The following is a 12,573-nucleotide window of genomic DNA, read 5'->3' as shown; positions in this document are numbered from 1 at the left end:
AAGCTTGCCCTGCTAGGGTCGTCGCATGCCTCAGCCCGCACGCACGGACCGTCCCGCCATCGTCACGGCCGCGATCGAACTCCTCGATGAGCTGGGGCTCGACAAGGTCTCCCTGTACGCGATCGCCGCACGCCTCGGCGTGAAGCAGCCCGCCCTCTATCACCACTTCGAGAACAAGGCCGCTCTGCTGGCCGCGGTCGCGGACGAGGTGCTCGCTCGCCACCATCGGGATCGCCTCCCCCGTCCCGGCGAGACCTGGGACACGTTCGTCAGGCGCAATGCGAGAAGCCTTCGCATCGCGATGCTCTCGGTCCGTGATGGGGCGCGCCTGATCTCGTCGAGCGGCAGCAGAGTGCCGGAGCTCGGCAACGCGATCGCGCAAGTGGGACTGCTGGAGCGGAGCGGCTTCGACGGGCCGAACGCCGTGCTGGCCCTCATCGCGGTGTCCCGCTACACCATCGGCGCGGCGCTCGAGGAGCAAGGGAGTCGCGACAGCCCACCGCTCTCAGCCGCCGTACCGCCCGGAGACGAGCGGACCGCGCATCTCGCCGACGTCCTCCGGCAGGTCGCCGCCGGCGGAACCGACCTCGAGTTCGAGCTCGGGCTCGACGCCCTCGTCCGCGGGCTCGACAGCCACCGCGTCCCCTCGGGCCAGCGCTGACCCGGAGCTCCGCATGGTGAGAATCGACGGCGCGCTCCCACGAAGGTCGCCGACCGCTCCACGTCTCAGAACCAACCGCACCGCCCGGCCCCAGGTGTCGCTGGCCCGCGTGGCAGGCTCATCCGCGCAGCAGGTCCGCGACCGCCTCGATCCCCGCATGGATCTCCTCCGCCGACGTGTTGCCGAAGCCGAGGACCAGTTGCGCAGGGTGCGCATTGCGATCGGATCGGTAGGTGCTCATGCCGTAGAGTCCGACACCGCGCTCGCGCGCCGCGTCGACGATGCTGCGCTCATCCGCAGCCCGGGGCAGGTGGGCGACGGCGTGGAAGCCGGCGGCGAGGCCGGTCAGCGGCACGTGCGGAACCGCGCGATCGAGCGCGGCGGAGAGGGCGTCACGGCGCGAGCCGTAGAGCGCGCGCATCCGCCGCAGATGCCGGTCGTAGCGACCGGACTCCATCAGCCGCGCCAGAGCGACCTGATCGATGATCGGCGCACCGCGGTCGGCGGTCTCCTTCGCGGCCGCGACCTCGTCGGCGAGGTGACCAGGCACGACCGCCCAGCCCAGCCGCAGTGCCGGGGCCAGCGACTTGCTCACCGTGCCCAGCGTCACCACGCGGTCCGGTGCGAGGCCCTGCAGGGAGCCGACCGGATCCCGGTCATAGCGGAACTCCGCGTCGTAGTCGTCCTCCACGATGACGGCGTCGTTGCGCACCGCCCACTCGAGCAGCGCCAGCCGGCGATCGGCGGCCAGCACGACGCCGGTCGGCCACTGGTGCGCCGGTGTGAGGACGACGACGCGTGCACCGCTGGCTTCGAGCGCCTCGACATCGATGCCGCATTCGTCCACGCGCACAGGCACGGCCGATCCCCCGACCGCCTCGGCCGCGCGGGTCACCGTTCCGATCGAGCCGGGATCCTCGACCGCGACGAGGGACAGTCCACGCCGTGCCAGCGCACGGAAGGTCACCGCGATCCCCTGCGCGAAACCGGCGCAGACGATCACCTGATCCGGGCGTGCGTTCATGCCGCGCACCCGCCGCACGTATGCCGCGACCACCGTGCGCAATGCCGGATCTCCGCGCGGGTCGCCGTAGTCGAAAGCGGCATTGGGCGCGGTTCTCGTCGCCTCCCGCAATGCCCAGACCCAGTCGTCACGCGGGAACGCTCCCAGATCGGGGACGCCGCTCGCGAAGTCGGCGATCCGCGGACGGGAAGGCCGCTTCCATGAGTCGACGACGAGCCCGCTCGCGTCGTCCGCCGATTCGAATCGCAGGTCGGCGACTCGGGTCGCCGATCCGGTCTGCGCGACCAGGTAACCCTCTGAGCGCAGCTGCTCATAGCAATCCTGCACGGTGCCCCGGGCGACCCCGAGATTCCGCGCCAGATCGCGCGACGACGGCAGCCTCTCGCCCGCGCCGAGCCGCCCGCTCTGGATCGCCATGCGCAACTGGGTCTGGAGCTGCACGCGCAGCGGCTCCGCCGACTCCCGGTTCAAGGGGACCAGGAGCTCCGGACTGGAATTGGACCACGCCACCGCCATGGCAATGGATCTTACCGCTGGGCCACCGGCTTTCTAGTGTCGAAGACATGACCACGACGACCTTTCCCACCACGGCCCCGCGGATCCGCCGGCCCCGGTTGCTGACCCGCCCGCTGCTCCTTCGCTTCGTGTCCATCGTCGCGTGCTCGGTGGGCTTCTTCCTTCCCCTGGCCGTCGTGCCCCTGCTCGCCGAAGGCTCGTCACCCCTCGCCGGCGGCCTCGCGAACGGTGCGCTGCTGGCGGCGACGGTGGTGGGCGAGCTGGCATCCCCGTGGCTCATGCATCGTCTCGGCACGCGCCTCGTGCTGGCGGTCGGACTCGTACTCCTCGGCGCCCCGACCTTCGTGATGCTGGCCACGACCACGGTCCCCGTCCTCATCGCGATCGGCGTGCTCCGAGGCCTCGGCTTCGCTCTCGCCATCGTCGCCGGAGGTGCGGTCACCGCAGCGCTGGTTCCTGCCGAGCGGCGCGGGGAGGGACTCGCGATCGCCGGCTTGGTCAGCGCCGTACCGTCGCTCGCCGCTCTGCCGCTGGGTGTGTGGATCACGTCTGTCAGCGGCCCCGCGGCCGTGTTCGTGATCGCCGGAGCCGCACCGCTCCTCGCGATCGCGAGCATCGCCGGGCTCCCCGGACGTGCTCCGCGCGGCGAGCGGACGGAGGGGCGGCACGAGGAGCGGCGGGGGTCCGGCCGCGCGACGCAGGCAGCGGGGTCCGGGATGCTCGCGGGCCTGCGCACACCCGCCCTGCTGCGCCCCGCGCTGGTCTTCGCCGGCTCAGCCGCGGTGGCGGGCGTCGTCGTCACGTGCGTGCCCGGCGCACTCACCGGTGCGGCACTGCCGCTGGCGCCCGCACTCCTGCTGATTCAGCCTGCGGCCACCGCGCTCGGGCGCTGGGTCGCCGGTCGCTACGGAGATCGCCTGGGGCACCGCCGCCTGTTCCTGCCGGGCATCGTCCTGTCCGCGCTGGGGATGGCGGCGATGGCCGCCACCTCGAGCGCACCTCTCGTACTCGCCGGAGGAGCGGTGTTCGGCCTCGGCTTCGGCGCCCTGCAGAACTCCACGATCGCCGCCATGTACGACAGCGCCGACGACGCCCAGTTCGGCACGGTCAGCGCCCTGTGGAATGCCGGATACGACGGCGGAATGGCCGTCGGCGCGCTCCTGGTCAGCGTGCTCGCCTCGTTCCTCGGCTCCGCGCCCGCCTTCCTCGCACTCGCGCTCGTCTTGCCCCTCGTCCTCATCCTGGTCCGCCGCAGCACCGCGGCGTGACCTCCCATCCCGCAGGATCCACCGCACAAGAAGGAGAAACACCATGGGAACCCTGACCGTCGCCATGTTCATGACCCTGGACGGATTCACCGAGACGCCGGAAGGCCGGCTCATCTCCCCGTCCTGGTCCGACGAGATGCAGCAGCACTGGTCCGGCGCCAACGCGCACGAGGGCCAGTTGCTCCTCTACGGACGCACGGCGTTCGAGTTCAATGCCGGCTACTGGCCGACCGCCGACGCAGAGGGCAACTCGGAGGACTACCGCGCCTTCGCCCGGACGATGAACGCACTCCCGAAGGTCGTCCTCTCCGACACCCTGGAGAGCGTCGGCTGGAACGCCACCATCGAGCGCGGCCCGATCGCCGACGCCGTCGCGCGCATCAAGCAGCGCCACGACGGTGAGATCGTCGCTGTCGGCGGAGTCTCGATCGCGGCAGCCCTGGTCGCCACGGGCCTCGTCGACCACTATCGGCTGCTGTTCATGCCGCGCATCGCAGGAGCGGGCCGCTCGATCTTCGGATCCGGGGGTCCGGGAGCCGGCCTGCGCCTGGTGTCGTCGCGGACTCTCGACACCGGCGCGCTCCTGCTGGACTACACGGCGATGGCCTCGGACGAGTCCTGACCCGCGTTCAGCGCCGCATGATCCGACGCGCGAGCCAGGTGCCGAAGGTCTGCACGAGGTGCACGAACACGACGATGAGGATGATCGCAGCCCACATCACCAGCGGCTCGAACTGACGGAAGCCGTAGACCTGGGCGAAGGCGCCGAGGCCGCCGCCGCCGACCAGTCCCGCCATCGCCGTCATGTCGATGAGCGCGACCACGATGAAGGTGTAGCCGAGGATCAGGGGACCGAGCGCCTCGGGCATGGCGACCGTGAACAGGATCCGCCAGGGACCCGCGCCCATCGCACGCGCGGCCTCGATCACGCCGGGCGAAACCGACACGAGATGCTGTTCGACGATGCGACCGATCGCGAACGACGCGGCGACGCCGATCGCGAACGCGCCGGCGTTGATGCCGATACCCGTGCCGATGACGATCCGGGTGAACGGCTGCAGTACCGCGATGAAGATCACGAAAGGGATCGGGCGGATGAAGTTGACCAGGAACGAGATCAGGATGCTCACCGGGCGGTTCGGCAGCAGTCCCCCGGGACGGGTGACGTACAGGCCGATGCCGATGAGCGTGCCGATCACGCCCGCCATCGCGAGCGCGAACGTGGTCATGTACAGCGTCTCGAGCGCCGCCTGCCAGAAGTCCGGCAGCAGTTCGATGAGTCGATCCATCAGCGCACCCCGCCTTCGCTCGAGGCCGTTCCGGCCGGAGCATCGGATCCGATCTCGGTCACGGTGGCGTGCACGCGGATCTTCTCGAGCGCGGAGTCGATCGCTCCCTCCGCCCCGCGGATCGCGAGCGTGAGGTGCCCGAAGGCACGGCCGCGGATGTCGTTGATGCCGCCATAGACGAGCTCGAACCCGAGACCCGCCGCAGCCAGATCGAGGAACACCTGCGCCTGCGAGGAGTCGCCGTCGCGGAACGAGAACGTGACGAGGCGCCCGTCGTGTCGCGCCTGCAGCGACGCCTGTTCCGCCGGGCTCGGCACGCCCTTGATCACGGTCCCGACGAACCGCTGTGACGCCGGATTCTGCGGGTTCGAGAAGACCTCGAACACATCGCCCTGTTCGACGACGCGACCGTTCTCCATGACGGCGACCTTGGTGGCGAGCGTCTGGATCACATCCATCTCATGCGTGATGACGACGATCGTCACGCCCTGCTCACGGTTCACCCGGGCGAGCAGTTCGAGCACCTCGTGCGTGGTCTGCGGATCCAACGCGCTGGTCGCCTCGTCGGCGAGCAGGATCGCAGGCCGGGTGGCGAGGGCGCGCGCAATGCCGACCCGCTGCTTCTGACCGCCGGACAGCTGCTCGGGGAACGCCTTCGCCTTGTCCGAGAGACCGACGAACGCGAGCAGCTCGGTCACCCGAGCCTCGATGTCGGCCTTGGCCCAGCCCGCCAGCTTGAGCGGATAGGCGATGTTCGCCTTGACCGTCTTGGCGGAGAACAGGTTGAACTGCTGGAAGATCATCCCGATGCCGCCGCGCACCTTGCGCAGCTCTCGTTCCGAGAGAGTCGTGATGTCGACACCGTCGACCACCAGATGACCGCTCGTGGTCGGCTCGAGGGCGTTGATCAGCCGCACCAGGGTGGATTTGCCCGCACCGGAGTATCCGATGATGCCGAACACGTCGCCCTGGGCGATCTCGAGGGTCACGTCGTCGACTGCGACGACGGGGGCGCCGTCACGCGCGGTCGGCGGATAAGTCTTGGTGACGCCCTGCAGGCTCACGATCGGCATGTGTTCTCCGGTTTCGGTTCTGCGTCCGGGTCTGTCGGACGCGGAATCGGGCGACGCCGGTTCGCGTCGCCCGATTCCCTCGCACGCGGCGGGGTTCGCATCCGCCGCGGTGTGATGTGGGTGTCAGCCCTTGTGGGTCTTGACGTCGCCCTCGACCTTGGTGAGGGTCTTCTGCAGCTCGGACGCGTCGACCTTCAGCGGCACCCCGGTGTCGCCGGAGGCCTTGGCCAGGCCGGCCTGCACAGCCTTGTCGGTCTGGAAGATCTCGACGAGCTTCTTGTAGGTCGCGTTGTCCTTCTCCTTGGCCGGGGCCGCGAAGATGTTCACGTAGGGGAGCGCGTTGGGATCCTTCGGGTCGTCCTGCGCGATCGCGTCCTTGAACGTGAGACCGGCGTCCTTGACGAAGTCGTTGTTGATGATCGCGGCGGCCACGTCCGGCAGCGACGTCGGGATCAGCGCCGCCTCGAGCGCGGTGACCTTGACCTTCGACTTCGCGGTGTCGACGTCGGCGAGGTCGGAGAAGATCGAGCCGCCGCTCTTGAGCGTGATGAGACCGGCCGATTGCAGCACGAGCAGACCGCGCGCCTGGTTGGAAGCGTCATCGGGTACCGCGACGGTCTCGCCCGCGGGGATGTCCTTCACGCTCTTGTACTTCTTCGAGTACAGCCCGAGCGGGTAGATCGCGGTGGATCCGATCGGCTGCAGGTCCTTGCCCGACTTCACGTTGTACTGCGCGAGGTAGACGATGTGCTGGAACTGATTGAGGTCGATCTCGCCCTCGGTCAGCGCCGGGTTCGGCTGCTCGTAGGAGCCGAAGTCCACGAGCTCGACGGTGATGCCCTCCTTCTTGGCCGCGTCGACGAACGCGGGCCACTGCGGGTCGCTCTTGCCGACGACGCCGACCTTGACGGTCTTGCCGGCTTCCGCGGTGGGATCGGATCCGGCACCTGATGCGGATGAGCAGCCGACGAGGGAGATGACGAGCGCGGCGGCCGCGGTGGCGGCGGCGAGCGCGGTGGTGAGCTTGCGGGACATGGCTGTGAGTTCCTCTCTTGGGGGACTCGACCACGCTACGAGGGGCGCCGAGCGCCCTCCGAATCGACCTGTCACACGGCGTCACAGCTCCGCGCCTGCACCCGCCGTCACCAGTTCGGGCTCGGCCATGGAGCCGCGAGCCGGCACTGCCGCACTCCTGCTGCGAGCTCGACGGACCAGCCGTGCTCCGAGATCGATCAGCAGGCCGATCACGATCGACAGCACCACGCCGACTCCCGCCGCGAGCAGGGGCGAATGCCCGAGCCAGGCCGAGGCGACGCCCGCGATCACCGTGCTGAGCGCGACCCAGCCGACGGCCGCGACGAGGGACAGCGGCAGGAAGCGGCGGTACGGCAGCCTGGTCGCCCCGGCGGTCATGTTCACCGCGACCCGCCCGACCGGGATGTAGCGGGCGACGAGGAGGTACATGGCGGGACGGGTGGCGAGGCTCTCCCCCGCCCAGTCGAGCGCCGAGCGCACGCGGGGGCGGCGCATCCACGCCCACCGCTCGGTGCCGACGCGACGGCCGATCGCATAGGCCGCGCTGTCGCCGGCCGCTGCGCCCACGCCCGCGGCGAGCAGAACCAGGATCGCCGTCGGCGTGGCCGAAGACCCTGTCGCGAACGCCAGCGACAGAGCGCCGACGACGACGGTCTCACTTGGGACGGGCGGGAAGAATCCGTCCAGGAAGCAGAACAGCAGGATCAGGATCGGCGCCCACGGGGTGAGGAGGAAGGAGCTCAGGAGGTCGGCCATGCCCTCACGCTAGGTCGGTGCGCCGTCCGGCCGCGTCCCTCTGCAGAGTGATCCCGGTCCGCCGGACTGCTACCGGAGTACGACGTGCCTCTGCGGACTCCGCCGCCGCCCTCAGTCGAAGTCCTCGAGCCCCTGCAGCCTCAGCTGCTCGAGGTCGAGGCGCGCGGAGATCCGTCGCACCACGAGATCGTCGACCGTCCCCGAACGACGCAGCCCCAGCAGCACCTCGCGCTTGCGATCCAGAAGCGCCAGCTTGAGCCGCGTGAACTCCTCGTGGCGCACCAGCGGCGAGCGCTGCATGAGGTCGACGTCCTCGGACGTCGCGATCATCTGCAGCGTCGCGCCCTCGATGAGTGTGCGGCGCGGGGCGGATCCGCTCGCGGCACCCTGATCGCCGGCGTCGACCGGCTCGCCGCCGATGCCATCGGATCCGATGCCGTCGGACGAGCTCGCCTCGCTCCCGCCCGCCTCCGCTTCCGGCTCGGTCCCCGCGGCGAGCGGATCCGGCTGCCCGAGCAGCTCGTCGAGCGCCTTGACCTCCGCATCCACGAGGGCCTGCTCCCGGGCGAGGGTGCGCGCGTTCGCGTACTCGAGCATCTGATAGCCCTCGAACCGGATCCGATCGCGCACCTCGTCGCTGACCTCGTACCGCACCGCCAGGTCATCCAGCGCGGAGAGCGCCGCGCCCGAGATCGTGCGTTCGGCGAGCTCGTACTCCTCCACCTCGCCCTGGTCGGCCGGGATACGTGCCCACCGCACGATCGCCGGCAGCAGCGTTCCCTGCACGAGCAGACTCAACAGGATGACGCCGGCCGTCACGAACACGATCTCGTCGCGGCCGTCCAGCTCTCCCCCGGCGACGGCGCCCGCGGGCACCGACAGCGCGATCGCGAGCGAGACCGCCCCGCGCATGCCCGCGAACGTGCTCAGCACGCGCGAGCGCGCCCTGACGCCACGGGGCGGACGGGGACCGGTGCGCTGGTAGAACGGCACGCTGAGCAGCTGGAACAGATAGCGCACGACCAGCAGCGCGACCCAGACCACGAGTGTGACGAGCACCAGGCGCCCGATCGCGCCCACCGAGATCTGGTGCACGACGTACTGCACCTCGAGTCCGATCAGCACGAACAGCGCGCCGTTGAGCAGGAACACCCCGAACGGCCACGCAGACTCGGCCTGCCGCCGGGACTGCGCCGTGGTCACCGTGGGCGACACGTAGGCGATGATCACGCCGGCGACGACCACGGCGAGCACCCCCGAGGCGCCGATCAGCTCCGCCAGGAGGAACGCGACGAACGGGATCAGCAGCAGCGCGGTGTTGATCACGATCGTGGATGTGATCGCGCGCAGCAGGAAGTATCCGAGTGCGGCGACCGCCATGCCTGCCGCGATGCCACCGGCGTAGGAGACGACGACCGACCACGTCACGCTGAGCGGGTCGATGTGCCCGCCGACCGCGAGCGAGATCCCGATCGCGTACAGCACGAGGGCCGTGCCGTCGTTGGTGAGGCTCTCGGCCTTGAGCTTCATGAACATGCGCCGCGGCAGCAGCCGACCGAGTGCCGCGACCGCCGTGGCGTCGGGCGGCGCGACCGCCGCACCCAGGATCAGTGCGGTCTCCCAGGGCAGCCCGAACAGCAGCCCGATCCCCGCGACGGCGAAGGCGGAGGCCACCACCAACAGCGTGCTCATCGGAAGGATGTAGCGGAAGTCGCGACGGATCGCCCGGAGCGACGTGGTCAGGCTCTCCCAGAACAGCATCACCGGCAGGAACAGCAGCAGCACGGTCTCCGGCGGCAGCTGGATCTCACGCAGCGCCGGGATGAAGCCCAGCGCGAGGCCGAGGATGACGAGCACGAGCGGCAGCGCGAGTCGCAGACGCGGCGCGAGCAGGGCGCCGCTCAGGATCGTGAGCCCCAGCAGGACCGTGACTTCGAGACCTTCCATGCGCCGTCTCCTTCACCAGGCCGTGGACCGCGGGCGCCATCCGTTCAGAGCACAGCGCCGCATGCCTCCACGGTATTCCCGGTGCACGCGCGCAGGACAGTCCCGGAGCGGATCCGATCAGTCCAGCTGCTCGGTGAGCTCGAACCAGCGCAACTCCAGCTCTTCGACCTCAGCCTCCTGAGCGGAGATCTCCTTCATCTTCTCGCCGAGGCCGGCGTAGTCGGACTGGTCGTGGTCGGCGAGGGCATGCTTGGCCTTGTCGATCTGCGCGGCGAGCTTCTGCATACGTCGTTCGAGCGCCGTCACCTCCTTCTCCGCAGCACGGCGATCGGCACCGCTCAGCGCCGGCTCTGCGACCGACGCGGGCTCGGATCCTGTCCCCGGCGCCTTCGGATGGCTCTGCTCGAGCGCCCGCAGCCGCAGGTACTCGTCCACCCCGCCCGGCAGGTGGCGCAGGCGCCGGTCCAGGATCGCGTACTGCTGATCGGTCACGCGCTCCAGGAAGTAGCGGTCGTGGCTCACGACGAGCAGCGTGCCGGGCCAGGAGTCGAGGAGGTCCTCGATGGCGGCCAGCATGTCGGTGTCCATGTCATTGGTGGGCTCATCGAGGATCATCACGTTGGGCTGATCCAGCAGCACGAGCAGCAGCTGCAGCCGGCGCTGCTGACCGCCCGAAAGATCCTTCACGGGCGTGGACAGCTGCGCCGACGAGAAGCCGAGCCTCTCCAGCAGCTGGCCCGGCGTCAGCTCGGCGGCCTTGGATCCGGTCCCGAACGTGTAGGTCGTGCGCAGTCGGCCGATCACGACCCGCACCGGCTCGTCCCACACGTCCTGCAGCTCGTCGAGGCGCTGGGTGAGCGTGCGCACCTGCACGGTCTTGCCATGCTTGACCCGGCCGCTCGTGGGCGCCACGGTGCCCGCGACGAGTCCGAGCAGCGTCGACTTCCCCGCGCCGTTGACGCCGAGGATCCCGGTGCGCTCCCCCGGCGCGACCCGCCACTCGACGTCGCGCAGCACCTCGCGCTCCGGTGTGGAACCGGAGGCCGGGAACGTCACGCCGGCGTCGATGAGGTCCACGACGTCCTTCCCGAGCCGCGAGACGGCGAGCGACTGCAGGCCGATCCGGTCACGGATCTCGGGCACATCGGAGATGAGCTCGTTCGCGGCGTCGATGCGGAACTTCGGCTTGGACGTGCGCGCAGGGGCGCCGCGGCGCAGCCAGGCGAGCTCCTTGCGAGCGAGGTTCTGCCGCTTCGCCTCGCTCGCCGCCGCCATCCGGTCGCGCTCGACGCGCTGCAGGATGTAGGCCGCATACCCGCCTTCGAAGGGCTCGACGATCCGGTCGTGCACCTCCCAGGTCTCGGTGCACACCTCGTCCAGGAACCAGCGGTCGTGCGTGACCACCATGAGCGCGCCCTGGTTCGCCGGCCAGCGCCGCTTCAGGTGCTCCGCGAGCCAGCCGATCGCCTCCACGTCGAGGTGGTTGGTGGGCTCGTCGAGCGCGACGATGTCCCAGTCCCCGACGAGCAGCTTCGCCAGCGAGACGCGGCGGCGCTGGCCACCGGAGAGGTCGGCGACGGAGGCGTTCCAGTCCAGATCGCTCACGAGGCCGTCGATGACGTCGCGGACCTTCGGATCCCCTGCCCACTCGTGCTCCGGGGTGTCGCCCACGATCGCTCCGCCGACCGTCAGGCTGTCGTCCAGCACGTCGGCCTGATCGAGCACCCCGATCGTGGTGCCGCCGCGTACGGTCACCCGGCCGCCGTCGGGATCCAGACGTCCCGCGAGCATGGCCAGCAGGCTGGACTTGCCGTCGCCGTTGCGGCCGACGATGCCGATCCGATCCCCTTCTTCGATGCCGAGGGTGACGGAGTCGAAGACGATCCGGGTGGGGAACTCGAGATGGAGGCCTTCGGCCCCGAGGAGATGTGCCATGTCGGCTTCCAGGGTAGTCGGGCCCACCGCTCGCTACGCTCGGAGGATGACCGCCGTCCCGCTCGCCATGCCGGACGAAGCCGTCGCTCATCCCCTGACGACGCGAGTCGGGCAGGTCACAGGGCACCTGCCCGAGGAGACCCTGCTCGATGCGGCGCAGCAGGAAGCCGCCTCGGCGCTCGCCGCCCCGCATCGCCACGGCGCCTATCTCTGGGGCCCGGTCGGACGCGGGAAGTCGCTGCTCGCCGAGGCCTACTTCGCGGCGCTGCCCACTCGGCGCAAGCGCCGTGTGCACTTCCACGACTTCTTCCTCGAGCTGCAGAGCGCGCTCGGAGCGCGGCGCGTGCCTCTCGATCGGGCGTTGAACCGCCTCATCGGCGGATCCCGCGCGATCCTGTTCGACGAGTTCCACGTGCACGACGTGGCAGACGCCGTATACCTCACGGCGACTCTGCGACACCTCATCGACCGGGATGTGCTGCTGATCGCGACCTCGAACGATCCGCCGGGCGAACTGATGCCGGGCCTGTGGCACGAGCATTTCGTGCCGGCGATCCGACTCATCGAGCAGCACCTCGACGTGATCGAGGTCGCGGACGGCACCGACTACCGAGGCGTCGGCTCGAAGATCCGCTCCGCGACCGGCTTCTCGGCCGGATCCTGGGCGCTCTCGCCCACCCGGGCGCCGTCACCGGCGATCGAGATGACGACCGAGAACGGCATCGTGCTCACCGTGCGCGAGCGGTCTGCCGAACGGATCACCGCGACCTTCGAGGACCTCTGCGGCGCGCCGCTCGGCACTCCGCAGTATCTCTGGCTCGCGGATCGGACCACCGCGCTCACGCTCCTGGATGTCCCGGATCTCCGCACGATGCACCGCGACGCACTGCTCCGGTTCTGTCACCTGATCGATGTGCTCTACGACCGCGACATCCGGCTCGATGTGCACGCACGCGCACTGCCGGAGCGCCCGCTGGACACCGCGGTGCCGGCGCGATCGCTGGAGCGCGCCCTCAGCCGCATCTCGGCGCTGCGGCACGACTGACCGGTCGCCCAGTCCGCCGGCCGT

11 protein-coding genes are annotated in these 12,573 nt (G+C 70.0%); 4 read left to right on the top strand and 7 right to left on the bottom strand.

What is annotated here, in order from left to right; all coding sequences use genetic code 11:
- Nucleotides 1–25: 25 nt before the first annotated feature.
- Complete coding sequence (locus AC1DCT_RS16475; protein ID WP_477430369.1) at nt 26–661, top strand: TetR/AcrR family transcriptional regulator C-terminal domain-containing protein; 636 nt, start codon at nt 26–28, stop codon at nt 659–661.
- 118 nt (nt 662–779) lie between these two features.
- On the opposite strand, the gene pdxR is transcribed toward AC1DCT_RS16475, so the two are convergent.
- A complete protein-coding gene (pdxR, locus tag AC1DCT_RS16470; protein ID WP_477430368.1) occupies nt 780–2,201 on the bottom strand; it encodes a MocR-like pyridoxine biosynthesis transcription factor PdxR in 1,422 nt (473 codons plus the stop codon).
- 47 nt (nt 2,202–2,248) lie between these two features.
- On the opposite strand from pdxR, the gene AC1DCT_RS16465 reads away from it, so the two are divergent.
- Nucleotides 2,249–3,469 (top strand): MFS transporter, encoded by a 1,221-nt coding sequence (locus AC1DCT_RS16465; RefSeq protein WP_477430367.1) that lies wholly within the window; start codon nt 2,249–2,251, stop codon nt 3,467–3,469.
- 43 nt (nt 3,470–3,512) lie between these two features.
- Nucleotides 3,513–4,091 carry a dihydrofolate reductase family protein gene (locus AC1DCT_RS16460; protein WP_477430366.1) on the top strand — a complete coding sequence of 193 codons (579 nt, stop codon included), beginning with the start codon at nt 3,513–3,515 and terminating at the stop codon, nt 4,089–4,091.
- A 7-nt stretch (nt 4,092–4,098) separates the two neighbouring features.
- Here AC1DCT_RS16460 and AC1DCT_RS16455 read toward each other — a convergent pair whose 3' ends face one another.
- The 6 genes from AC1DCT_RS16455 to AC1DCT_RS16430 all read right to left on the bottom strand — a co-directional run bounded on the left by AC1DCT_RS16455 (nt 4,099) and on the right by AC1DCT_RS16430 (nt 11,504).
- Entirely contained in the window at nt 4,099–4,758 is a 660-nt protein-coding gene (locus AC1DCT_RS16455; protein WP_477430365.1) for a methionine ABC transporter permease, read from the bottom strand.
- Complete coding sequence (locus AC1DCT_RS16450) at nt 4,758–5,831, bottom strand: methionine ABC transporter ATP-binding protein (protein WP_477430364.1); 1,074 nt, start codon at nt 5,829–5,831, stop codon at nt 4,758–4,760. The genes AC1DCT_RS16455 and AC1DCT_RS16450 overlap by 1 nt, the downstream gene beginning before the upstream one ends.
- Before the next feature lie 123 nt (nt 5,832–5,954).
- Nucleotides 5,955–6,866 carry a MetQ/NlpA family ABC transporter substrate-binding protein gene (locus AC1DCT_RS16445; RefSeq protein ID WP_477430363.1) on the bottom strand — a complete coding sequence of 304 codons (912 nt, stop codon included), beginning with the start codon at nt 6,864–6,866 and terminating at the stop codon, nt 5,955–5,957.
- 81 nt (nt 6,867–6,947) lie between these two features.
- Entirely contained in the window at nt 6,948–7,622 is a 675-nt protein-coding gene (locus AC1DCT_RS16440) for a DedA family protein (RefSeq protein WP_477430362.1), read from the bottom strand.
- Nucleotides 7,623–7,733: 111 nt separating this feature from the next.
- Nucleotides 7,734–9,569 (bottom strand): Na+/H+ antiporter, encoded by a 1,836-nt coding sequence (locus tag AC1DCT_RS16435; RefSeq protein ID WP_477430361.1) that lies wholly within the window; start codon nt 9,567–9,569, stop codon nt 7,734–7,736.
- Between the two features lie 117 nt (nt 9,570–9,686).
- On the bottom strand, nt 9,687–11,504 hold the full coding sequence (locus AC1DCT_RS16430) for an ABC-F family ATP-binding cassette domain-containing protein (RefSeq protein ID WP_477430360.1): 1,818 nt from the start codon (nt 11,502–11,504) through the stop codon (nt 9,687–9,689).
- Nucleotides 11,505–11,550: 46 nt separating this feature from the next.
- Between AC1DCT_RS16430 and zapE the strand changes: the two genes are divergently transcribed.
- A complete protein-coding gene (gene zapE / locus AC1DCT_RS16425) occupies nt 11,551–12,549 on the top strand; it encodes a cell division protein ZapE (RefSeq protein WP_477430359.1) in 999 nt (332 codons plus the stop codon).
- Nucleotides 12,550–12,573 lie beyond the last annotated feature (24 nt).

Source organism: Microbacterium sp. 10L49, from assembly GCF_056395125.1.
This window is presented reverse-complemented; position numbering and strand designations above follow the sequence as displayed.